The organism is Trichormus variabilis 0441, from assembly GCF_009856605.1.
Taxonomy (GTDB): Bacteria; Cyanobacteriota; Cyanobacteriia; order Cyanobacteriales; family Nostocaceae; genus Trichormus; species Trichormus variabilis.
In genome coordinates this window covers 4020650-4046116 of record NZ_CP047242.1, presented here as the reverse complement: position 1 = coordinate 4046116, position 25467 = coordinate 4020650, and the positions used below count along the sequence as shown (strand labels likewise).

General features: G+C 42.8%; 16 protein-coding genes. 9 read left to right on the top strand and 7 right to left on the bottom strand.

Annotated features, from left to right (window positions below):
- Positions 1 to 276: 276 nt before the first annotated feature.
- The 5 genes from GSQ19_RS16430 to hemW form a co-directional block, all read right to left on the bottom strand.
- A complete protein-coding gene (locus GSQ19_RS16430; RefSeq protein WP_011319012.1) occupies positions 277 to 555 on the bottom strand; it encodes a hypothetical protein in 279 nt (92 codons plus the stop codon).
- A 188-nt stretch (positions 556 to 743) separates the two neighbouring features.
- Positions 744 to 1499, bottom strand: a complete 756-nt coding sequence (locus GSQ19_RS16425) for a class I SAM-dependent methyltransferase (protein ID WP_011319011.1) — start codon at positions 1497 to 1499, stop codon at positions 744 to 746.
- A gap of 8 nt (positions 1500 to 1507) precedes the next feature.
- Positions 1508 to 3076: a metallophosphoesterase family protein gene (locus tag GSQ19_RS16420; protein ID WP_011319010.1), complete on the bottom strand. Its 1569-nt coding sequence runs from the start codon at positions 3074 to 3076 to the stop codon at positions 1508 to 1510.
- A 151-nt stretch (positions 3077 to 3227) separates the two neighbouring features.
- The gene (locus GSQ19_RS16415) at positions 3228 to 5042 is read right to left on the bottom strand and encodes an ABC transporter ATP-binding protein (RefSeq protein ID WP_011319009.1); all 1815 of its coding nucleotides are present in this window, start codon (positions 5040 to 5042) and stop codon (positions 3228 to 3230) included.
- Positions 5043 to 5283: 241 nt separating this feature from the next.
- Positions 5284 to 6474 (bottom strand): radical SAM family heme chaperone HemW, encoded by a 1191-nt coding sequence (hemW, locus tag GSQ19_RS16410; protein ID WP_011319008.1) that lies wholly within the window; start codon positions 6472 to 6474, stop codon positions 5284 to 5286.
- A 252-nt stretch (positions 6475 to 6726) separates the two neighbouring features.
- Between hemW and GSQ19_RS16405 the strand changes: the two genes are divergently transcribed.
- The 4 genes from GSQ19_RS16405 (at position 6727) to GSQ19_RS16390 (ending at position 14142) form a co-directional block, all read left to right on the top strand.
- Complete coding sequence (locus GSQ19_RS16405; protein ID WP_011319007.1) at positions 6727 to 7803, top strand: PIN/TRAM domain-containing protein; 1077 nt, start codon at positions 6727 to 6729, stop codon at positions 7801 to 7803.
- Between the two features lie 437 nt (positions 7804 to 8240).
- Positions 8241 to 10673, top strand: coding sequence for a phenylalanine--tRNA ligase subunit beta (pheT, locus tag GSQ19_RS16400; RefSeq protein ID WP_011319006.1), 2433 nt, complete (start codon positions 8241 to 8243; stop codon positions 10671 to 10673).
- Positions 10674 to 10744: 71 nt separating this feature from the next.
- A complete protein-coding gene (locus GSQ19_RS16395) occupies positions 10745 to 11014 on the top strand; it encodes a YciI family protein (protein WP_011319005.1) in 270 nt (89 codons plus the stop codon).
- Between the two features lie 974 nt (positions 11015 to 11988).
- On the top strand, positions 11989 to 14142 hold the full coding sequence (locus GSQ19_RS16390; RefSeq protein WP_011319004.1) for a DUF4114 domain-containing protein: 2154 nt from the start codon (positions 11989 to 11991) through the stop codon (positions 14140 to 14142).
- Positions 14143 to 14449: 307 nt separating this feature from the next.
- Here the strand turns inward: GSQ19_RS16390 and GSQ19_RS16385 are convergent, their stop codons facing one another.
- On the bottom strand, positions 14450 to 15667 hold the full coding sequence (locus tag GSQ19_RS16385) for a M20 family metallopeptidase (RefSeq protein WP_011319003.1): 1218 nt from the start codon (positions 15665 to 15667) through the stop codon (positions 14450 to 14452).
- A 205-nt stretch (positions 15668 to 15872) separates the two neighbouring features.
- On the opposite strand from GSQ19_RS16385, the gene GSQ19_RS16380 reads away from it, so the two are divergent.
- Positions 15873 to 17279, top strand: a complete 1407-nt coding sequence (locus tag GSQ19_RS16380) for a glycosyltransferase family 2 protein (protein WP_011319002.1) — start codon at positions 15873 to 15875, stop codon at positions 17277 to 17279.
- A 187-nt stretch (positions 17280 to 17466) separates the two neighbouring features.
- Positions 17467 to 17778, top strand: coding sequence for a YnfA family protein (locus GSQ19_RS16375; RefSeq protein ID WP_011319001.1), 312 nt, complete (start codon positions 17467 to 17469; stop codon positions 17776 to 17778).
- 156 nt (positions 17779 to 17934) lie between these two features.
- Here the strand turns inward: GSQ19_RS16375 and GSQ19_RS16370 are convergent, their stop codons facing one another.
- Complete coding sequence (locus GSQ19_RS16370) at positions 17935 to 19887, bottom strand: DNA polymerase III subunit gamma/tau (protein WP_011319000.1); 1953 nt, start codon at positions 19885 to 19887, stop codon at positions 17935 to 17937.
- Between the two features lie 277 nt (positions 19888 to 20164).
- Here GSQ19_RS16370 and GSQ19_RS16365 point away from each other — a divergent pair, with 277 nt between their 5' ends.
- From GSQ19_RS16365 to GSQ19_RS16355, 3 genes are all read left to right on the top strand, one after another.
- Entirely contained in the window at positions 20165 to 20842 is a 678-nt protein-coding gene (locus GSQ19_RS16365) for a hypothetical protein (protein WP_011318999.1), read from the top strand.
- A gap of 180 nt (positions 20843 to 21022) precedes the next feature.
- Positions 21023 to 21268 carry a hypothetical protein gene (locus GSQ19_RS16360; RefSeq protein WP_011318998.1) on the top strand — a complete coding sequence of 82 codons (246 nt, stop codon included), beginning with the start codon at positions 21023 to 21025 and terminating at the stop codon, positions 21266 to 21268.
- A 261-nt stretch (positions 21269 to 21529) separates the two neighbouring features.
- A complete protein-coding gene (locus tag GSQ19_RS16355) occupies positions 21530 to 25360 on the top strand; it encodes a CHAT domain-containing protein (protein ID WP_011318997.1) in 3831 nt (1276 codons plus the stop codon).
- Positions 25361 to 25467: the final 107 nt, after the last annotated feature.

Genomic DNA, 25467 nt, shown 5'->3' with positions numbered 1-25467 from the left:
TCGCACAGAATTCATACTGAATTCTGGCTCCTGACTCCTGAATTCTGTTCGATAAAAAAGCATCCAATTAGGTTGGGTGCGTCAAGTCGCTTCTCTCCAATTCAAAATTCAAAATTCAAAATTCAAAATTAAATACCCCACGGATAAATCCGGGGGCTTGTATCCTTTTTTCTTTGGTCAGTGTAAGAAAACCTAGCTGTCCCAAAAGATTATTCATACTGACGTACCCTACTGACCTTCTATCGGGAATAATTTATTTTTTGGTGTTTCCTAATATTAGGAATGGAGTAACCTGTTTAATAATTCTTCTCTCGATAGTTGCAGTAATATAGGAGTGAATTGTTCAGGAGTTAATTTCAATAGAGGTTCAATCACTGCACTTAACTCTGCATCTAAAGAGCCAAATCGAACTTGCAACACATTCTCTATAACTTGACGACGTTCGGCTTGGATTCCTTCCTGAAGTCCTTCCTGAATTCCTTCTTGAAGTCCTTCTTGAAGACCTTGTTGTTTCGCTTCTGCTAATTTTCGCTCATAAATAGGTGATAAGCGCATAATTAAATCTCTATCCTCTTCGTCTAGATTTTGACTTACTTCTGCTGTAATAATTCTTTAAGATAATCTTTGGCGAACTGGTCGTAGGGAAACCTATTCATGGACTGATTTGAGGATGATAGTGATATTTTATATGAGTGTGAGCCTGTGCTAGCGATCGCATCTCATAGCTCATCAGTCCAGCCCAATCATGAGTTTCTGACCGCTTTTTCAAATATCATTAAGTGCTGCTGTGGTAATAAATTCTGAGTTTCTCGCCACGTTAATCCAACAGCAGCCATTTCTTGACGGACTTGCTTTTGCGTCATCTTATGCAGACGCTTAATCATGATAAATGGATTTTCCCCTCGATACTCCACCAGTACAACTTTACCGCCTGGTTTCAGGGCTTGGACTATTCCTTGCATCACCTCCTGGGGATATTCAAACTCATGGTAAGCATCCACCATCAGTGCTAAGTCTACACTTGCTGGTGGAAGATTTGGATTATTGGCAGTTGCCAAAATAGGCTCAATATTGGCGATATTTTTCTCTTGTTTGAAAAACTCCAGAATCTCCAACATTTCTGGCTGAATATCCACAGCAAAAACCTTACCAGTTGTTAGTAAAGGGGCAATTTGCAAACTAATATAGCCAGTACCAGCACCAATGTCTGCGACAACATCATCAGGTTTTAAATTTAAGGCATTAATTAATTTACTAGGCTGTTCTTCCGCTTCACGGCTTGGTCTTTCCAGCCAACCTGCGCCTGTGTGTCCCATGAATTTGGCAATTTCTCGCCCCATGTAGTATTTACCAATACCATCTGGGCTGTGGATAGACCTTTGTTCATAAACACTGGAAGTTGTGGGACTCGCTATTGCTACGCCTGTACCATCCAGTAGCCAACATCCTCCAATCAACCAAATAATTACAATTAAATGCCAAATTCTATAAATCATCATAGTTCTTGTTAAATCACAAAAGACTCCAACTCACGCTGATTCCACAGTCCATCAACCCGTTCTGCGACCAAGGGTCTGACAATAAATTTAGGCGGATTACCATCTTGAACATCAATTCGTACACCAGAGTAGGAAAGGCACTTTTGGAGGTTTTGTTCACTGCGTCCCACATACAACAGTGAGTCTGCAACTTTCCGCAAAGAATGACCAGGAACATCACTAAAAATCTCCATTAACTCTGTCCCCTCTGGTCGCTGACGACGGGGACGGCGACCACTACCACCAGAGATAATACAATTGAGGTTTGAGTCTGCATAGCCTGTATCAGTTGTGCGGAGATATTCTAAACAGTGGGCGTGACCGTTGAAAATTAAATCAACTATAGGACGTTCTTTAACCAAAGAACCAAGAGTTTCCGCCACTTGGTCGAATACCCAACGCAGACGATGACGCACCGCCAAAGTTTGGGCTTGATTCCACTTGGTTGCTTCTGTAACGTATGGTGGATGGTGGAAAAATAAGATTCTTCCCCGGACTTCCTTGGTATTCCAAGATTCGATTAAGCGATTTCGTAACCATTCCAGTTGTTCAAAATCGATATTTACTGTGTCGTGAGATGCGAGTTGCTTCTCGATGTCGAGTTTGATTTCATTGATTTGGTCTAACTTGGCGCTGAGGTCGTCGAGCTGTTCCGCATCATCTGGTTGATCTGGATTGAGACGATCGCACTCTGCTAAAATTTGTAGTTCTTCTTGGTCTATTTCTTGGCGACGCTTTTGCAATTCCCGGCGGTAAATGTCTCCGGCTTGGGTTGTGGGTAGAGGTGACGGTGTATTCCAAGTATTAGAATCAAGGGCAAAAAAATCTATCCCACCATAACGAAAACTGTAATAACGGTTAGGTACACGGGTGAAATTTCCCGGTACATAACGTAGACAGCGATTAGTATCAGTTTTGGCGGTGTAGTGTAAATCTAAATGACGATGTAAGTCTTCTGGTGTAATGGTTGCTAGATAATCAATAAAGGCTCGTGAGTAAGCATCCCCTTGGTTAGAACCGTGCCAACCAATTTCAAAATCCTTATACCGTAGCATCCGCCGCAACTGTAAAGTACTACCAGTCAACAAGCGATACATCAAAGGCACATCATAATAATCATGATTGCCCAGAACAGGTAAAAACGGTAGATTAAAAGTCATGCGATCGTAAGCAATGTTTTGGGGATGCTCACCACCCACTAAAAACTCCCGGTAAGGTTCGATAAAGTTTGCTGGGTAATACTCATGGGAACCCACCACATAAATTACATCGCCCGTGTGCAGCACAAAACGGCATTCATCCTTGTGAGATAGCATTAGTTCTGCAACTTGTCTTTGGGGATGATGTCCGTAATGAGACTTTGTACCACTATCCCCAATCACCATAAACGAAAATTCCGGGTTATCATCCCGGCCATCGTCTATTACCATACTCGTTTGGTCAATTCCCCGTTGCACAATACTAGGGTGCTTCCACCGCACCCTCTCTTTCATCTTTTGAATTTTTACAGGAATCGACGGTTCGGAAATCAGTTTCATACTTCAGTACCACTTTACATAAATTATTAACTTTTTCAACGCAAAGTGGCGCTGAGGTAGGCGCAGAGGTATGCAGAGTAAAGTCTATCTCCCTCAGCGTACCTCCGCGCTCCCCTCAGCGTACCTCTGCGTTTAAAAGGATTATCTCTCTCTACTGATAACCCGCCGCCTGCAACAGAAACAGCCTGGCATAATGTCCGCCATCCGCCAGCAACTCCTCATGAGTCCCCTGCTCTACCACTTCCCCATTTTCAATCACCAAAATTTTGTCAGCCATCCTCACAGTCGAAAAACGGTGGGAAATCAAGAATACCATTTGATTTTGAGTCACAGTACGAAAATGATTGAAAATCTCAAACTCAGCTTGTGCATCAATTGCCGATGTGGGTTCATCTAAAACTAAAATATCCGCCTGAGTCCGCATAAATGCACGAGCTAGAGCGATTTTCTGCCATTGTCCGCCAGATAATTCTTGTCCTCCCTTGAACCAGCGTCCAAGCTGTGTCTGAAAGCTTTGGGGTAATGTCTCAATAAACTGTTGCGCCATACCTTTTTGAGCAGCTACTTGCCAACGCCTGTTATCGTCCAGATTTTCCACATCCCCCACACCAATATTCTCACCCACAGTAAATTGATAGCGGACGAAATTTTGGAAAATTACCCCAATCCGACGGTGCAATGTATTGATATCCCATTTTTGTAAGTCCACACCATCTAATAAAATTCTGCCAGAATCTGGTGTGTAAAGTCGTGTGAGTAGTTTGATTAAAGTCGTTTTGCCAGAACCATTTTCACCGACAATAGCTAATTTTTCTCCAGGTTTTAAATGCAGAGAAATATTATTTAATGCAGGCTGAGAACTACCAGGATAGGTAAAAGATACATTCTGAAAACGAATCCCATCTTCAGGATTGATTCCTTGAGTTACATTACCCCCAGGTTGGGTGACTTTCTCTTCTAAAAAGTCATAAAGGTTAGAAAGATACAAGTTATCTTCATACATTCCACCAATGGAGGTGAGAGCATTGGCAAAAGTAGACTGTCCTTGGCGAAAAACAGTGAGATACATTGTCATATCTCCCAAGGAAATCTTACCTAAGACCGCTTCTATGACAATCCAAGCGTAGGCGATGTAAAAAGCCGCCGTACTCACCAAACTCAGGAGATATCCCCACACTCCCCGGCGTACTGTTAAATCTCGGTCTTCGCTATAGAGTTGATTGAATACGTTACGGTATCTTCCCAATAACATCTTGCCTAACTGGTAGAGTTTGACTTCAGTAACAAAGTCTTCTCTAGCTAGTAAATTTTCCAGATAATGCTGCTGGCGAGTTTCTGGCGCACGCCAACTAAATAGACGAAAGGCTTCCCCAGCAAATCTAGTTTCGGCGATGAATGCGGGCATTGCTGCCAAAATTAGGGCAACTACAGCCCAAAGAGAGAAATTCACGAGCAAAATGCCATATGTAACTAGAGAAAGGGCATTCTGCACTAAACCAAAGGTGCGGTTAACTAAAGAAAGGGGGCGAATGGATGCTTCTCGTCTGGCGTTGGTGATTTTGTCATAAAACTCTGAATTTTCAAAATGAGTGAGGTCAAGGGTCAAGGCTTTCTCTAGGATGAGGACATTGACGCGCTGACCAAGTAACACTCGCAGTAAAGATTGACAAATAGTCAGCCCTCTTTGACTACCTGCCAGTAAAGCTACAGCGATCGCCTCTAAACTCACATATAATAATGGCTGAGAAAGATTGGCGTTGGCTTGGGATGACAAAACCACCGCATCCACAATTAACTTACCAATATAGGCGATCGCCGCAGGTAACAAACCAGCCACTAAAGTCAAAGTAGCCAGAATGATAGTCATAGTGTGGCTAGTAGTCCACACCAAATATATTGCCCTGCCACTATAACGGAAAACTGCCAGTGATTGGCGCAGGGGGTTTCGTCGCTTTTTACTCTTCATTATTCTTTTTATAGCGCGATCGGGTCAAGTCGCTTCGCTCCAATTCAAAATTCAAAATTCGTCTTGAAAAGTTGAGCCACTGCGTTGGACGGGTTCCCCGGCTTGTAGCAAGTGGCGTTCCTACGGCGGGAAACCCGCCTACAGAACTTTTCGCAAAATTCAAAATTAAAGACAATTAGTGGGGGCTTGTTGGCGCAGCTTTAGAGTAGCGGATTTTGGATTGTGAATTCAAAAAAGGTCATTAACCCAACTGACTAAACAAATCGGCTAACACCACATTGGAAAATAAAAAACCATCGGGATCACTCAACCGCAACCTATCACCCACAACTTGTACCCAACCTTGAGTAAAATAAGGTTGCAGACATTGATGCAGTTCTTGTATTTTCTCCTTGCCAAATTCCTCGGTTAGTGCTGCTAAACTCACACCATCAGCCAAGCGTAACCCCAACATTAACGTTTCTAACAATACATCTGCTTTTGGCGTAATTTCCCAATCAATCACACCGTGATTAGCAATCAACTCTTGCACCCATTGAGAATATTCCTTTGTTTTTCGGGGACGGGTGAAGCGTTTACCTTCTACATAGCTGGCCGCACCCATACCAAAGCCGTAATAAGGGCAGTTTTCCCAATACACGCGGTTATGTCTACACTGGTGTCCTGGCTTGGCGTAGTTGGAAATTTCATAATGTTCATAACCGCCATCAGTCAAAATCCTCTGACCCATCTGATACATTTTCACTGTGGTTTCATCAGTAGGTAAGGGATTATCCCCAGGTTTGTAATAACGACCAAAGGCTGTTCCTGGCTCAATTGTCAAATCATAGATAGATATATGGGTGGGTGCAATGTTAACGGCTGTTTCTAGGGAATCTTGCCATTGATCTAAAGACTGATGCGGCAACCCAGAGATTAAGTCTATGCTAAATTCGGGAATCTCGACTTGGTGAATCAAGTCTATAGCTGCAAAGATATCTTTAAGCGAGTGCGATCGCCCAGCTAATTTTAACAATTCTTCTTGAAACGCTTGTACACCCAAACTTACCCGATTCACACCAACGCTACGATAGCCTTGGATGTGTGCTAGATCAAATGTACCTGGATCAATTTCCATCGAAATTTCTGCATCAGGCACAATCCCAAACCGCTTATCTAGGGTTCCTAGTATTTGTGCTAATTGTGCTGTAGATAACAGCGAAGGCGTACCACCGCCGAAAAATATGGTCTGGAGGGGTTGACCAAAAACTGGTGTAATGGCAATTTCTTCACAGAGAGTATCCACATACCCGGAGATGGTAACAGATGTTTCACCACGTTGGCGATCGCCGACAACAAATATCGGGAAGTCACAATAAAAGCACCGCCTTCTGCAAAAGGGAATATGTACATAAGCAGAACTAGCGAGGCTAGGAACATTAACTTTTTGCATATTTGTGAACAAGAATAAACTTAATTAACGGAAAATTAGAAATAATGAAAATAAATAGTTTATTTACAGGTTTCTATAGTTTATTGACGTAGCAATGACAAATCTTAAGCGAAGTGACTTTGGTTATAATGTTTGCAGATATTGCCTGCATAAAAACCCTAGTCTAAGTCAATATAATTAGTCTCTCTTACCGATGAAATTAAAAATACTTGACTTTATCGGGTAAAACAGTCGCAGGAAAACAGCAAAATCATGCTTGATGCCATTATTATTTTTTCATTCATCCTGGCAGCAGCAGGAATAGGGTTCTACAGCACCGAACTACTACCTAATGGTACGTTGGATCGGGTAACGAACCTCGAAGCTTTACGCTTAACTGTTGCCGTCTTTGCTGCCATCATTGGTGGCGCTGTTGGTTTGAGTTTCCAAACGACCTATCGTCGGTTAGAAGCCCAAGTCCGCGAATTGCCACTGGAAGTAATTTTAACGCGTGCCATTGGCCTAGTGATTGGATTATTGCTAGCAAACTTAATGCTGGCTCCGCTATTTTTGCTACCTATTCCCACGGATTTTAGTTTTATTAAACCACTGGTGGCGGTGGTTGGTAGTATTATTCTCTCCGTCACGGGGATGAATTTAGCCGACACCCACGGACGGGGCTTATTGAGATTCATTAATCCCAACACCGTGGAAACAATGGTGGCGGAAGGGACATTAAAACCCGCCAATACTAAAGTTTTAGACACTAGTTGTATTATCGACGGTCGGATTGAGGCACTGCTAGAAACCGGATTTCTGGAAGGGCAAATTATCGTGCCACAGTTTGTCTTGCTGGAACTACAACAAGTAGCGGATGCCAGCAAAGACCAAAAGCGGGTGAGAGGAAGACGCGGACTCGAAATTCTCAATCGTATTAAGGAAGCCTACCCAGACCGTATTTTGATTAATCCATCAGACTACGAAGACATTGCAACAGTTGATGCCAAACTAGTTAGGTTTGCCCAAGAAATCAACGGCACATTACTCACCAACGACTACAACTTATCAAAAGTCGCCAGCGTGCAGAAAGTACCTGTGTTGAATGTGAACGACCTAGTAAATGCAGTCCGTCCTAGCTATCTACCTGGGGACAACCTTGACCTAAAAATTCTCAAGGAAGGTAAAGAACCGACTCAAGGAATTGGCTACTTAGACGATGGCACAATGGTTGTCGTAGAAGAAGGTAGAGCTTATGTAGGTGGTGAACTGCGGGTAGTAGTTACTAGTGCGTTGCAAACTTCAGCCGGGAGAATGATTTTTGCTAAACCCCAAGCTTCAGCATTGGCGTGAGGTAAATGTCTGGTGCAAATAAAGTTACGATGTGCGTACGCGAAGCGTCGGCGCAGTTATCGGTGCAGTCAACCTACACCGATTTTTTATTAGCTAGGCTGTTCTTGAGTAAGGGACTTCCAGATAAGAAAATGTCTAAAATGCAGGGTGCGTCAGTGCGATAAAACCTAGCTGTACCAGGAATTTATTCATACTGACGCACCCTACTAACCGTCAATTTGGAATAATTTATTTTTTGGTGTTCCCCCAGTGGAGAAGAAAAAAATTCTCAAAATAACCATCTTTCTTCCCCTGCCTGCCTATTCTCACTCCCCTCTGTTTCTCCAAAGTTAACGTACGTAGTAGGATTGTTCAGGTATGCCTAGAGAGGTGACTCGTTCACAATTAGGCAACCTAAAATTAGAGCAAAAGACGATTCCTCAAACAAGCACACTCCAATGCGTATTTCTTTGAACTGGCTGCGGGAACTAGTAGAGATAAAACTTAGCCCAGAAGAATTAGCCCATATTCTTACAATGGCTGGGTTTGAAGTCGAAGATATTGAAGACCGCCGCACTTGGGCAAATGGCGTTGTTGTGGGGAGAGTGCTTGAGCGTCAACCCCACCCCAACGCTGATAAATTGAGCGTTTGCCAAGTAGATGTCGGTGCAACGGAAACTTTAAATATTGTCTGTGGCGCACCTAATGTCCGAGCCGATATTTATGTGCCTGTGGCAACTGTAGGCGCTTATTTGCCTAACATTGATTTGAAAATTAAACCCGCAAAATTGCGTGGTGTTCCTTCCCAAGGGATGATTTGCTCTTTGAAAGAACTCGGTTTACCCAGTGAGGTAGACGGCATTTATATTTTCCCCCAAGAAAACTTACCCTTGGGTAGTGATGTGCGCCCATTGTTGGGTTTGGATGATGTGATTTTAGATGTCACCGCTACTGCTAACCGTGCAGATGCCTTAAGTATGGTGGGTATAGCGCGAGAAGTGGCTGCGTTGACTGATGCCAAATTGAGCATCCCGAAACCTGGGGAAGCATTTGTATCTGAGAGTGTGGGGAAGTTAGGCTTAAAAATTGCCGACACCCAAGCTTGTCCCGCTTATATTGGCACAGTCATTGAACAGGTAAAAATTGCTTCATCCCCTGAATGGTTGCAACAGCGTTTGCGTTCGGCTGGGGTACGACCGATTAGTAATGTAGTTGATATTACTAATTATGTGTTGTTGGAATGGGGGCAACCATTACACGCCTTTGACCAAGAGCGATTAAAATCTGTTGCCAATGCTGATAACTTAACTATTGGTGTGCGCTGTGCCAATCAAGGGGAAACACTAAAAACCCTGGATGGACAAACTCGCAACCTGACAACACAAAATTTATTAATTACGGCTAATGATCAACCTGTGGCTTTAGCGGGAGTTATGGGTGGTGAAGAAACCGAAGTCCACGAGGGTACACAAAGCCTAATTTTAGAAGCAGCATTATTTGATTCTGTGGCGATTCGTCGTTCTTCTCGTAGTGTGGGGTTACGCAGTGAAGCGTCTGGTAGATACGAACGAGGAGTGAATCGGGCAGAGTTGGAAATAGCTAATCGCCGTGCTTTATCTTTAATTAGTGAATTAGCTGATGGCGTGATTGTTCATCAGGAAATTGCTGATACTCGTCCCGATCCTACTACTTGGAGTCGTTCAATTTTTCTACGTTTAGACCGGGTGAATGAAGTACTCGGCCCCATCAACGTGGGAGAAACTGGAGAACTGGAAGCCAAAGATGTAGAACGTACCTTGACTGCATTGGGATGTGAGTTAACTCCAGCCGGAGAAGGGACTTGGAATGTTTCCGTACCACCCTATCGTTACCGCGATTTGGAACGAGAAATTGATTTAATTGAAGAAGTTGCCCGTCTCTATGGTTATGATAATTTCTGTGATACCTTACCAGACAAAGCAGAAGCTGGTTATTTACCTGTAGATCAAGAACTGGTACGCAAGTTACGCGCTGCGCTACGGGCGGAAGGTTTAACAGAATTAATTCATTACTCCTTAGTGAAACCAGGGGAAGATAGACAAATAGTCTTGAGTAATCCCTTATTTGTCGAATATTCAGCCTTGCGGACTGATTTACTCGCTGGCTTAATTGACGCTTTCCAATACAACCTAGAACAAGGGAATGGTTCCCTGAATGGTTTTGAAATTGGGCGCATTTTCTGGCAAGAAGAAGATGGGTTACAAGAAAAAGATGCGATCGCTGGTATCATAGGAGGAGATACAAGCCTCGGCAAATGGTCAAAAGGTAGTAAAGACCAACCCCTGACTTGGTTTGAAGCCAAGGGCATTCTAGAAAGCGTATTTCAGCAACTCGGCATCCTGGTAGAATATCAGCCTGATTGTCGTGACGAACGCTTACACCCAGGACGCACCGCCTCATTATGGATTGGTGGTAATAGATTAGGTATTTTTGGACAACTCCACCCCCAACTACGGCGTGACAAAGACTTACCAGAATCAGTCTATGTGTTCCAACTGGATTTGGATGTGTTGTTGGATGCTTTAGATAAAGATGAAATTCTTGTACCTGCATTCAAACCTTACTCCACATATCCCGCAAGCGATCGCGATATTGCCTTTTTTGCACCTGTAAAAATCTCCGTCTCGGAAATCGAAAAAGCCATTAACAAGGCTGGTAAAGGTTTACTAGAGTCGGTAGAACTGTTTGATGAATATCGCGGTGAGAACGTCCCCCAAGGCCAACGGAGTTTAGCATTTAGACTAGTGTACCGGGCAAGCGATCGCACTCTCACAGATACCGAGGTCGAACCAGTACACAACAAAGTCCGAGAAGCTTTGGTAGAAAAATTTGGTGTTAATCTCCGCAGTTAACTAAAAATAAGTGATGAGTGATGTGTCAACTCATCACTTATGATTAATTTTGAATTTTGAATTGAGTCACTATGCCTAAATACATTGTTTGGGGAACATACTGCGAAGACGTTCTCGAAAAACGCACACCTTACCGTCAAGCACACTTGGATGGATTAGCAAAACAAAAAGAATCTGGTGTGCTGATTACCATCGGCCCGACCAAAGATGTGACAAAAGTCTTTGGTATTTACGAGGCGGAAGATGAAGCCACAGTACGTCAGCTAATTGAAAATGACCCCTATTGGCAACATAATATTTGGACTGAATATGCTGTTAAGGAGTGGATTCAGGCTATCTAACACAACGTACCTCGCACCTAACGCACCACCTCAGGGATGGTGCGTTACAGCTAAATTGTCTCGTCTCTCAGTTCTAAATTCCTTCATAGCCGTAACACAACGGCGATAAAGCGGGAAGAACATCTACATCGCTTTTTGCCTCCCCTACATAAGATTTACTTTATAAATAGTCCCGCATAGTATAGCTTCTCATACCGTTTATTGATGAAGATGCACTTTATTCTGTACTGTAGAGACGTTGCATGCAACGTCTCTACATTATTTATTGGGCGCAACTTCATAGAGAATTGGTATCACCAAAAATTCTTTAATAAAATCTTATCAAGAATATTAATTTTTATAGAAAATCATCATTCAAGGCATAAATACCAAGAATTAGTAAAGAATAAACTGAGATATAGCTTACTCTGCGTCAGTAAACATATCATTTATTCATCCCTCATAAATATTCTTCTCTAGGGATTGATATAGTAATCAGATTTAACCATCAGAAAAAATCTAAATATCTGTGGGTCGGGCAATACCCAGTTCCACTTGCGTGACTGCCGTGAAAAGCGTAAGAACACAGGGGCTTCCCTACGTATATTTCAAAAATTAAGTATGAATCTTATAGTAGAACTACGTCCAGCAATTAAATAGCTTAATTCTTACCCAGCCTAATTTATTCTTAGAAATACCTACCAATATATAAACCGTTCCATGAATCTCACATAATGCTGTGTGTTATTACTAGATTTCTTGTTTTTATTGCGTCTAAAAATTACCACACTCTACTAAACAAGAGATATTTTGCTAATCAAATACTAGATTTTTAAAGAGTGAACGAAAATATCTGCAAAACCTAGCTACTCAGACAGGGCTTGAGTTACAAATTGATTGAGTTAAACATTTTTGAACTGAATAATACTTCTAACCTCAGAGATTAATTATTTTGTTCACCTAACAAAAATATCTGTACCTTAGGCTGATAAATCATGAATCTTGTAACTCAAAAAGCTGTTCTGGGATTAATTACCACGGCTGCGTTGACTAGTACTCTTGCCTCCATAAAACCAGCAACCGCCACCACACAAACCACAACTTCTGCCACAGCAAAACCTATTCAAATGGCTATTAAACAGGCTCCTGAGGCTATAAAAAAAGCTCAGGAAACTGCTAATGCACTCAAAAAAGCAGAAGATGATCTCAGTGGTATTATACGATCCACAAACAGAGCGAAAAGTGACGCGAATAGTCGCCTTAATAGAGCCGAACAAGATTTTACCCAGGTGGATGCAAGTTTCCAAACAGCTCAAACCGCACTAAATACTGCAACTACTAATCGTAATAATGCTCAAACCGCACTAAATACTGCAACCACTAATCGTAATAATGCTCAAACCGCACTAAATACTGCAACCACTAATCGTAATAATGCTCAAACCGCACTAAATACCGCAACTACTAATCGTAATAATGCTCAAACCGCACTAAATACCGCAACTACTAATCGTAATAATGCTCAAAACGCACTAAATACTGCAACTACTAATCGTAATAATGCTCAAAACGCATTAAATACTGCAACGACTAATCGTGATAATGCTCAAAACGCATTAAATACTGCAACGACTAATCGTAATAATGCTCAAAACGTACTAAATACTGCAACGACTAATCGTGATAATGCTCAAAACGCATTAAATACCGCAACGACTAATCGCAATAATGCTCAAACAGAGGTTGACACTGCTACTAGAAATCTAGCTCAAGCTCGAAAAGGAAATTCACAAAAAGCCATTCAAAATGCTACCAACGCTCTAAACGAAGCGAATAATAGATTAAGTACAGCCAATACTGCATTTAACACTGCAACTACCAACTTCAATACAACCAATACTGCATTTAACACCGCAACTACAAACTTTAATACAGCCAAGACTGCATTTGACACTGCAACCAACACCTTTAATACAACCAATACTGCATTTAACACTGCAACTACCAACTTCAATACAACCAATACTGCATTTAACACCGCAACCAACAACTTTAATACAGCCAATACTGCATTTAACACCGCAACCAACAACCTGAATACAGCCAATACTGAACTTACTCAAGCTAATACTAGATTAAGTACAGCTACAAATGATTTCAACACAGCTAATAGCAACTTTACTAGAACTGGGAATGAGTTGAATACAGCTACTAATAACTTCAATACAGCAAATAATACTTTTAATACAGCAACTACCAATTTCAATAACGCGAGTAGCAGACGCAACACGGCTGAACAAACTAGAAATCAAGTCAGAGAAGAAACTAGATTAACCATCGAGAACGCTGACAACATGGTTAGAGATGCTCAAGTCTTGAGAGATCAGGCGAAGTTAGAGGCCGATACTGCTGCTAGCATTTCCCAACAAGCACAGGAAGCAGCTAAAAAAGCTAATGATTGGAGTAAATTAACAAAAAGTACCCTTCAAGATAGATCACAAGACCAAAATTTTCAGTCTTTGCTTCCCCAGTTTCAAGCATTAGTGCAACGGGAAGGTGTAGAAATTCCCGCAGAACAAATTCAAGCTCAAAAACTAGACTTTTCAGAGTTATATTTAAAAAATACTCATAATGTGCGAGTTTGGTTTCTCAACGAAGGTGCTGGCTACAGAAACCAATTGGCTTATGAAGCTGTTAAAGGTAGTCAATACAGCAGTGGAATGGTTTTTGAAGACGTTTCTTGTCTCAGTACACGAAATCAATGTGCCTTAGGGAATTCCGATGGTGTTCTAGATATTGGTGACTTTGTAGACTTGGGTACAATCAGAGGTGGTACACAACTCAACTTTTTGCTCAAGGCAGATGGATATAATAACCCCAATGGGAATATTTATGGTGCAAATTCATCGCTCAACCCAGATAGCCTACAACACATAATGGCTTGGAAAGTTGGTGATTATTTAATGATGGGTTTTGAAGATTTATTTAACGGTGGAGACAAAGATTATAACGATGTGATGATTGTTGTGGATTTTGGTAAGGATAACTTCACAACAAGACGAGTACCAGAACCTTCAGCCACACCTGTGATTATGGCTTTGGGAGCATTCGGTATGTTCAAGGTACGTTCCCGGCGCAAAAACAAATAAGTTTGACAGAGTTAAAAAAATAATTTTTGATGATGAGCAGCAAGCGAGTTGAAACTCTGGCTTGTTGCTTATTTTTATTGCGCGAGCGCGTGTCAGTTGTTAGTTGTGAGCCAGTTACTCATGGGGGAAACCCCCATGAGTAACTGGCGTTAGCGTAGCGGTAGCGACGTAAGGAGCGTCACCCGGAGGGTCAGTTGTCATTTGTTGAAAGGATCTGGTCTAATACCCCAACCCTCATCTGGCGTGGTTTTTACATATCTTTCCCACTGACTACTGACAAAACTCTATCCCCTTGTGGGTGGAGTTTTTATTCATTAAAAAATTTCTCTACACACCGCACAAATATCTCTACCCCCATTGCTAGGGCAGTTTCATCAAAGTCGAAGCGGGGGTGATGATGGGGATAGGCTAAATCTTTGTCTGGGTTAGCAGAACCAAGGAAGAAATAACAACCTGAAACTTCTTGTAGAAAGAAAGACATATCTTCACCGCCCATAGTTTGACATTCTGGCACGATACCAATGGGAGTTTCGATCACTTCTGCTGCTACAGAACGCACTAATTGAGCGATCGCCTGATCATTAATGACTGGGGGATATAATTCAGTATATTTAAAGTCATATTTTGCGCCATGACTTTGACAAATGCCAGCAATAACTTGCTCAATTCTTTGTGGGAAAAAGCCTTGGAAAGCAGGGTTAAAATACCTGACAGTTCCTTTCATAGTGGCTGTATCGGCAATAACATTATGGGTTGTCCCTCCATGGAGTGCGCCGACAGTCACCACTGCGGAATCGATGGGGTTGACATTACGCGCGACGATGGTTTGTAGAGCAGTGACAATTTGGGCAGCAACTACTACAGAATCTACAGTTTGATGGGGTATTGCACCATGTCCACCTTTGCCGAAAATTGTACAGTCAAATAATTCTACCGCCGCCATCAATGGGCCACTGCGGACACCTACTGTTCCCAAAGGTAAGTTATTCCATAGGTGCAACCCGATAATTGCATCAACATCAGGGTTTTTCAGTACTCCAGCCTCAATCATGGGTTTTGCTCCCCCTGGCCCTTCCTCAGCCGGCTGGAAGATGATTTTTACAGTCCCAGCAAAATTTTGACGATGCTGTTGTAAATAGTAAGCTGTGCCAAGTGCGATCGCTGTATGTCCGTCATGTCCACAGGCGTGCATCACACCATTATGCTGTGAGCAGTAAGGCACTTCGTTAAGTTCTTGGATTGGCAAAGCATCCATATCTGCTCGAATTGCCAAGACTTGAGTGCTGGGTTTTTCGCCTTTAATGGTAGCCACTATTCCAGTTTGAGCAATACTTGTTTGGTGCTCAATTCCCCATGCTTGTAACTTACTTGAGACAAACGCAGCCGTGATTTTTTCTTGAAAAGCTAGCTCTGGTTTTTGATGCAGTCGTCGTCGCCATTCAACCAATTGGGGTTGCAATGAACGGATTGCTAGCCGCACACGGGATAAGTCAACAGATGCGGAATTGGGAAAGGTGGAAACCATTACGGCTTAGGTAGATAAGGTGGGTGATTTTCCCAGTCTATCGTTATCTCATGGTTATGAGCAGGGAAGCAGACGGATAAGGATATACTGACCACTGACCAACAACTAACCCAAGAATGATAGTGATAACAGAAGTTACTGCTAAGAAATATTAAAATCTCGGTTAAAATAGGGCTGCATTAGCTTTTTTTGGATCAAGTAACTTATGCCAGCGAATTCCTGGCCCGACAACGATTCCTACAAAGAGCTTGATCCACTCAATTCCTTGTTGTCTGAAGTATCAACAACAGAGGAATCAGTAGTGGAAACACGGGATTTGTCTCTACCATCCCGGTTTCAAGGACGTAGAGGGAAAGCTGCTCTAGTTTTAACAATCGTCTGGAGTGGCACGATCGCTCTACATTTGGTTTCCTGGGGTTCTATTTTTATACTAGGGTTGACTACCGTTTTAGGTATTCATGCTTTAGGAGTAGTTTTTGCTCGACCCCGCCACTATCAAAAAGAGATGCAGGGTAGTTTACCTTTTGTATCTATATTGGTAGCGGCGAAAAATGAGGAAGCTGTCATTGCTAAATTAGCGAGAAATCTTTGTAATCTGGAATATCCCAACGGGCAATACGAAGTTTGGATAATTGATGATAATAGTAGCGATAAAACGCCCCATATCCTAGCAGAACTGGCAAAAGAGTACGACAAACTAAAAGTCCTCAGACGTTCAGCCCAAGCTACTGGTGGTAAATCAGGGGCATTAAATCAGGTTTTACCATTAACTCAGGGTGAAATCATCGCCGTGTTTGATGCTGATGCTCAAGTAGCGTCAGATATGCTACTCCATGTAGTACCTTTGTTTCAACGGGAAAAGGTGGGGGCGGTGCAGGTGCGAAAAGCGATCGCCAACGCCAAAGAAAATTTCTGGACAAAGGGGCAAATGGCGGAAATGTCGCTGGATATTTGGTTCCAGCAACAGCGTACCGCCCTGGGAGGCATCGGTGAACTGCGGGGGAACGGTCAATTTGTGCGCCGCCAAGCCTTGGATAGCTGCGGCGGTTGGAATGAAGAAACAATCACTGATGATTTGGATCTGACTTTCCGTCTGCATCTTGACAAATGGGATATTGAATGCTTATTCTATCCAGCCGTGCAGGAAGAAGGCGTAACGACGGCGATCGCTCTTTGGCATCAGCGCAATCGCTGGGCGGAAGGTGGCTATCAGCGCTATTTGGACTATTGGGATTTGATTCTCAAAAACCGCATGGGTACGCGGAAAACTTGGGATATGTTGATGTTCATGCTGACGATGTATATCTTGCCGACAGCAGCAATTCCCGATTTACTCATGGCTGTTGTCCGCCATCGTCCGCCAATGCTAGGCCCCGTAACAGGCTTGTCTGTAACTATGTCCGTCGTCGGAATGTTTGCTGGTTTACGGCGCATACGACAAGAACAAAAATTCCAAGTTCATACCCCCTTTGTCTTGTTACTACAAACAATGCGTGGCACGTTATATATGTTGCACTGGTTAGTAGTGATGAGCAGCACCACAGCGCGGATGTCATTCCGACCCAAGCGCTTGAAGTGGGTGAAAACCGTGCATACAGGGAGTGGGGAATAATCCCTACAGGAAATTCAAAATGCAAAATCCGAAAGCGTATTTTGGGATTTTGCATTTTTTTTTCATTTCCCAAGGAGTTCCGCAGTTTTGGCTGAACGAATCGCACCTCTTGTGTTGATGAAGAAGCACATCAATCAGGGGAGAATATTAAGGCTGATGATTAAGAGAAACAACAGTGATTCAGTCAATGCTATTTTTCGTCTTAGCAGGGCTTTGTGAGATTGGGGGTGGTTATTTGGTTTGGCTGGCACTTCGGGAAGGAAAGAGTCTCTGGTTAGCTTTGATTGGGGTTGTGATACTTGGTCTATATGGCGCGGTTCCAACTCTACAACCTACTCATTTCGGGCGTGCTTATGCAGCATACGGTGGCGTTTTTGTTGCGTTATCTGTTCTGTGGGGCTGGTTAGTTGATCGTATTAGACCTGATAAATTTGATTTGTTGGGTGGTTGGATTGTGTTACTAGGTGTTCTAGTCATAATGTATGCTCCCAGAGGGTAATTGTTACAACTCAAGGTCGAGCATAACAATCCCGATGCACCGGAACAGAGTTATTGACTGATGGTTTTAGTTCCTTAAACCATTGATTTTTCGTTTTCATGAGTAAGTCCTAGAGATATTGTCTACAACCTCTGTACATTAATTCTTGCCCCTGCATTATTCATCGTCTAAATCTGACTCATCCGTCCACTCAGATGTACCCATTTCTGATAATGCTTCGCCATCGTCAGTAAATCGGATGATTTGCCCATCAAAGAATTTTGCCAGACGTTGGGCAGCGATCGCCACTTCATCAGTTTCCCACTCCAGTAGAGGTGCTTGGTTCTCTTTTGGGGGCGGTGTTTTTGCTCCTCCCGTACTTGGGGCTATTGGTGTAGTTTTTGGAGTTGGGGCGGTTGCGGTAGGTTGTGGGAGAGGTGTAGTCGGCTTTTGGTTGCTGTAGGTTGGTGACGGTGGCTGTTGTACGCTGGAAGTACCGTTATGACCGTTACCGTTGCTGTTACCATTACCGTTGGCTGGTGCTACTTTCCTGACTGTAGTAGCGTTTGATGGGTTACCCCTTTCTAAGGTTACCTGAACTTCACGATTAAAAGTCTGCTGGAAAGCACTCGTAATCATAGGTAAGTCTGACTTGACTTTGTCATACCACGCAGCTTTGACACCAATACGAGCCACAGTACCTGCAAAATCGATGAGGTAACACATTTGACCCAGTAAGGCGCGTCTGGGGATTTGTTGAATATTACTGAGGACTTGCTGCCAAATTTGAGCAAAGTCATCTTCTGAGGGACTGGGGATTGAGGACTGGGGAGCAGGGGAAGATGTAGCTTTAACTTCCTCCACGATGGGGGATGGGATGGATGGGGGTGTGTCTGGGGTTTCTTGGCGGGTGGAGGCTTCTGGTGGGGGTGGAGGAGGGGGTTGTGGAGATGGGTTTTGTGGGGGTGCTTTTGGGGAAACTTGCTGTGGTGCTGGGCGATGGTTGCTTGGTGTCAGGGCTATAGCTGCGGGTTGAATACTGGCGCTTGGTAATAATCCTAGTAATGTCACTTCCAACCATAAACGTGGTTGAGTGGTGTGTTTAATTTGCAGTTCTGCTTCTTGTAAATGTTTCTGCCCTAGCAAGATGGTACTTATGGGCAAAGATTGGGCAGATTCAACTAGTGCGTTCCATGTCTGCTGAGTACAAGCAACTAAATTATGGCGATTGGGTGCGGTTTTGGCTATGAGTAAATCGCGGTAGAAGGCGGCTAGGTTTTGCAGGATGGTTAAGGGTTCTCGACCACGATCTAAGATTTGTCTGGTAGAGTCTAATACTAATTCTGGGTTATCTTGGGCGATCGCTGCCAATAAAACTAACAAATCTTGTTCGCTGACTGAACCGACTAAATCCCATACTTGCTCTGGTGTGACTTCGTTAGGTAATAAGGCTAATTGGTCGAGTAAACTTTCTGCATCTCGTAATCCGCCTTGGGATAACTGAGCTACTAAGGTGACAGCTTCTAGGGAAATGTTAATATTTTCCTTTGAGGCGATCGCACTTAAGTGCTTCACCATCGCCTCTAGTTGAATGCGCCGAAAATCAAATCTTTGACAACGAGAAATAATCGTGGGTAACACTCGTTGGGGGTCGGTTGTCGCTAAAACAAAAACTACGTGCTTAGGTGGTTCTTCCAGTGTTTTCAGTAACGCATTGAATGCCGCACTACTGAGCATATGACATTCGTCGATTACATAAACTTTATACCGACACTGCACGGGGGCGAATTGGGCTTTTTCAATTAATTCGCGGATGTTATCTACACCAGTGTTACTGGCGGCATCAATTTCGATTACGTCCAGGGAGTAGCCTTTGGTGATTCCCTGACAAACATCACAAACGCCACAGGGTTCGGCTGTGGGTTTGTCACTGTTGAGACAGTTGAGGGATTTAGCCAGAATCCGGGCGCTGGAGGTTTTACCTGTACCTCTGGGGCCAGTAAATAAATACGCTGGGGCTATTTTAGCCGTACGGATAGCATTTGTGAGTGTGGTAGCGATCGCCTCTTGCCCCACCAGTTCAGCAAAACTCTTTGGGCGATACTTGTGGTGCAGGGGTACATAAGACATGGGTGAAAAAAGTCAATACCTTCTAGGGTTGATTTGCTAAGTTGTTGTGCTTTAAATTTACTTACACCCAATCATGAGAATTTTTGCCCCCAAAGAGTCTGACCATTTTGAATCGTGAATGAAGTTAAACCATTTTAAACTTTGCCACTCATCTTGTGAGCTGTGACATACCCTAGAAGAGACTGTGAAATTCACTTACATATATTTACTTGGCTAAGGCAACAGTGCGCTTTGCGCCCGCTTTAGGCGGCTACAATCTTAGGGGACACAATAGTAAATGGTACAGCAAATGCTCAGGCGGCTAGTCCAATGGCTTAAAAGCTTTTTTCAAGGCTTGTTTGGTGGGGGTAGGAAACAGACTGCGGTGAAAACTAGTCCTAACGTGACAAAACAACCAGCTCCACCCCTGGGTGATACAGATTTAGAATTTCTGTTCACCGAACTTCTCGAAGGAGTGCATCAGGCGCGGGGCCAGGCTTGGGCTGTAAAGTGGCTGCAAAAAATTGAGCATCGTGTGACAACTGCACAATGGGTAGAGTGGTTAAGGCGTTTTGGCGAAAAATTACTAGCATCCTCCTCACCAAATAATGAATTAGCGGCTCGATTAGTCCAACTCGGAGAATTGGGCGTGGGGGAACTGGGAGATGTCGCCTACGATATTGGGATGCAGGTCTTGAGCCGCAATCAAGGCGAACCGATTTGGGAATATGATGGCCCAGACTTAGATAGTACTGATGTATTATATCCAGAGGAAAGCGTTTCCGCAACTGAGGAAAACCCAGAAGGAGAATATCAAACAGTTACTCTTGAACAGTTATTTGAGATGCTGCAAGAGGATGAAAACCTACGCCAACAGATTGCCGAACAGCTAGCGATTGAAACCGATGATCCCCAGGTGATTGTCGAGGCATTGATGAATCAATATTATGCTGCCAGTCAACAAGCAACAGAATAATCACTGCATATAATTCAACACAGTTTAGGTAGGCAGGGGAAGCAGGAAGAGAAGTCGCAAGGAGGGTTTCCCTCCGGGCGAACTTCCCTACGGGACGCTACGCGAACGGGGAGACAGGGGAGGAAAGAGGGTTAAAGGCTAAAAAATCTTTATTGACGAAATCGTCTGAGGAATAATCTTATGAATTTATTGTTACAGGAAATCCCAGCGTCAGAACTTGCTCCTCAAACAATCCAGGAAACGCCACCACCAGGTAAAGACCCTCTGATTGCTAGGGGTCTACAAAAAGAACAGTACGTTGCTATTTTCGGTTTAGCAATTATTGTGATTGCTGCTGTGGGATTTTTCAGTCGTAGATTGGAATATGCACTGATATTAGCTTTTGTTCTCAGTGCTGTTTTAATAGCTGTATTTTTATTTATCTAGGTGAACTACCAAATTTAGCGGCGGACGAAGGCGCGATTTAGTTAATATCAACCGCGCTGCGGGGATGCAAAATTGAAGCTATAAGCCTTTTGTAGACAGAGACTAGGCGTTGGCATAGGTTCTTATAGGCCAGCCCACTACACATAAATATGAAAAACTCTATTAATTTTAGTGGATTTCACGTAAATCATGAATTATCATGAGTTGTTCAACACAGCGATCGCTACAATCTAGGGTAAATAAAATTTAAGAGTATGGCAAATGCTCACTCGGCTATTTCAGTGGCTTAAAACTTTTGACAAGCACCCTGTTGATGATCCACAAACTGATTATTTCAAGGGTGTCAAGGAACAGGTGGCAGAAGAACCACCTGAGCTAACTAATGCGGATTTGGAACTGTTGTTTAATCAGTTGCTGCAAGGTGTGAATCAAGGGCGCGGTCAGCAGTGGGCAATTAGGTATTTGCAACGGATGGAAGACCGCATTAGTGTTGAGCGCTGGATAGATTGGCTGTTGGTGTTTGGGGAAAAATTACTCATGTCACCTGCACCAAATCATCATTTAGGTAGACAAATGGTGACTCTGGGTGAACTGGGGATTGGCAAGGTAGGAGAGCTTTCTTATGATATTGGCATCCGTTTACTAGATAGGGAATTTATAGAAATAAATGAAGTGAATGAGGAGATAGAAGTATCATCAACTACAGTTTCCCAAACTAGCGATCATCTCCCAGATTCGCCAGGACAGGAATTAATCCGCAATCTCGGAGATTTATTATGGGACTCCACTGAACCAGAAACAGCTACTCACCAGACACAATCAGAAATTGATCATCTTGATGAAGATACAATCACCAGCTTGCAAGAACTGAGTTGGGAATATCACGCAGTCCCCACTGGCTCAGTTGATGAGGATACAATCAAAAATTTGCAGGAACTGAGTTGGGAATATCACATAACTCCCAGTGAATTAGTGGATGATCACATTATCGAAAATCCTCCAGAACTTAGTTGGCAAGAGCCAATAGCCCCAACTGATGTAGTTGATGCCACGACAAACTTACAAGAACTAACTTGGGAATATCAACAAGCCGAATTTACAGCACCGCCTTTACTGATGCCGGCGCAAGAAGATGTCATTAGTAACTTAAGTGAACTGGTATTAGATTATCGAGAACAAAACTCAGCAGCCATAGTATCCACCCAAAGTAATTGGGATCAGTCTTTAGTCAATTTAGACCCCAATGTTGCTTACACTTTGGATGAGTTAATGGTGCGCTTGGATCAAAGTACTAATTTAGTCCAGCAATTGGCGGCTAATTTGATAGTACAGAACAACCAACCGCCAGCTATTATCAATGAGCATTCTAATGCTTTTGTCAAAGCCCAAGAATTATTTTACCAAGGGTTGCAGTTAGCTAAGACTGGTGATTTGTCAGGGGCGATCGCTAATTATGAGCAAGCAATTCAATTAAACCCCAATTCCTATGAATACTGGTTTAATCGTGGTTTAACTTTATTCCATTTAGAAAGGTTTGTGGAAGCGATCGCCTCCTATGACCAAGCTATTGAAATTAAACCCGATTACTACAAGGCTTGGTATAATCGGGGCGGGACTTTGGGGCAGTTAGGACTGTATGAGGAAGCAGTGGCCTCACTCAAACAAGCGATTACGATTCAGCCTGATATGCCAGGGGCCTGGTCTAGTAAGGGTTGGGCAGAATTGAAGTTGGGACAAATTGGGGAAGCTATTGCGAGTTACGATGAAGCCCTACTTTTATCACCGGAAGACCAAGAAAATTGGTATTACCGAGGTATTGCTTTAGGTGTAGATGAACAATACGAAGCGGCCATAGACTCCTACGACAAAGCCTTGGAGATTCAACCAGACTTCCATGAGGTGTGGATTGATCGGGGTGTGGTCTTATTTAATTTAAAACAATGGTCGGAAGCGATCGCCTCTTGGGATCAAGCTTTATCAATTCAGGCAGATTTTTACTTAGCTTGGTATAACCGGGGTGTAGCTTTAGAAAATTTAGGTCATCGTGAAGAAGCGATCGCGTCTTATAAGCAGGCGATAGCCATTAAGCCAGATTTTCACCTCGCCTGGTATAACCAAGCTGTAGCGCTATTTTACTTAGAACGATTTTTAGAAGCGATCGTTTGTTATGACAATGCTTTACAAATCAAGCTGGACTACTGGGAAGCTTGGATTGGTCGCGGGACGGCTATCGGTAATTTAAATGAGACGGAAACACCGCTAAATTTATTAACTACCATAGCTGCAAATAATTCCACCTTAAAGCAGGCCGGCTATGAAGGTAAATTAGCTAGCTATCAGGAAGGTTTAAAACATATCCGCCCAGACACCCACCCAGAAGGTTGGGGAAGATTACATCTGGCGATCGCTAATACTTATTACGAACAAGGTAAAAAATATTCTACATCCCGTAACTATTGGCGCAAAGCTGTAACCGAGTACAATCAAGCCCTATTAACCCTCACAAGCGCAGGTTTTCCTCAGTTACATTTAGAAGTTCTCCAGTCTCTTGTTAAAGCATTGCTAGGACTAGGACAAACAACACAAGCCCAAGAATTTCAGCAACGCGGCTCCAGATTATTACAACAACTACTGAATGAACCAACTCGCACCGCAGAAATTAAAAAACAACTAGCACTCAAATTTGCGGGATTCGGACAATTAGCCGTTGATGTAGCTGTAGAATATGGTGATTTGGTAGAAGCTTGGGAAATAGCAGAACAGGGAAAAAATGCTTGTTTAACCTGGCTGTTATGCGGCTGGAACGCAGATATTCAACCACTAAATTATCGTGCAGTTCAACAATTACTTAATCCCCACACCGCAATTATTTACTGGCATATTAGCCCAGTCGCTTTACACACCTTTATTGTCAAAGACCAAGCTCCGTCACCAATTCTTGTTTTCACACCCGTCCAAGATTTAGGGGCAATTAACGCCACACCTCTACAAGATTTACCTCTACCCGAAGCTATGAGGCGACTAATTGCCTTTGAAAATTGGTTAGAAGATTGGCAGCAAAACTATCAAGATTATCATCAACAAGCCCAAGACCAACAAAGCAAAAGTAATCATCCTTGGCGGTTGGAGATGGAACACAAGCTATTGCAGCTAAAGGAGATTCTAGAAATTGACACCATTCAACAAGAACTTGAAGATATTACTCAACTGATTTTAGTCCCTCACCGTGATTTATTTAGAGTGCCTCTTCATAGCTTGTTTCAAATGTCTGAATCCTCAGAAGCAATACCAAATGCAGATATCGCCTATCTGCCAAATATTCAAATAGCTTTATCCGCAAAAAATGCCAATATTAGCCAATTTGTCAATCAAACACTATTGAGTGTTGAATATCCTGATAGTACAGCTTACCCGACCTTGAGATTTGCTAACCTAGAAGCCGAAGTTGTTAGTCAGATGTTTAACAATCGTCAACGGCTCCAAGGTGGAGAAGCTACTAAAAATAACTTTGAAGATGCTTTCTTTAGTAATTATAATGTGTTGCATTTCACAGGTCAGGCAATTAATAGGTTAACAGATCCTCAAAGATCAGAATTAGCCCTAGCAGGTGAAGATAAATTTACCTTGGCAGAAATCTGTGAAACAAATTTATCAACTTATAACTTAGTAACTCTCTCTACTTGTGAAACTGCAACTAATACTAACCAAGTAACTACCAGCGAATATGTAGATTTAGTGAGTGCATTTTTCTACAAAGGTGTTTCTCAAGTCGTCAGCACTCTCTGGACTGTAGAATCATCAGCCAGTGCTTTAGTCATCATTGAATTTTACCGACGACTACAGTTAGTACAATCAGCAAGTACGGCTTTAGCGGAAGCTACAACTTGGCTACGGGAATTAACGGCATCAGAACTAACACAATGGTATGAAAATTTACTCAATAACCTTGACCCGGATGAGTTAAAGCTCAGAGCTTATTTAGCAACACATTTGTATAGAATTAGCAAAATGCCTGCTGATAAAAATCTATATTCTCATCCTTATTATTGGGCAGCTTTTACAGTTACAGGTAAGCCGAATACAACAAGGTAACAATTCAAAATTCAAAATTCAAAATTCAAAATTCAAAATAGCCTACGGCAAGGCTGCGCCAACAAAATTAAAGACAGTTGGAGTCGGGGATGTTTTACCCCAACTCA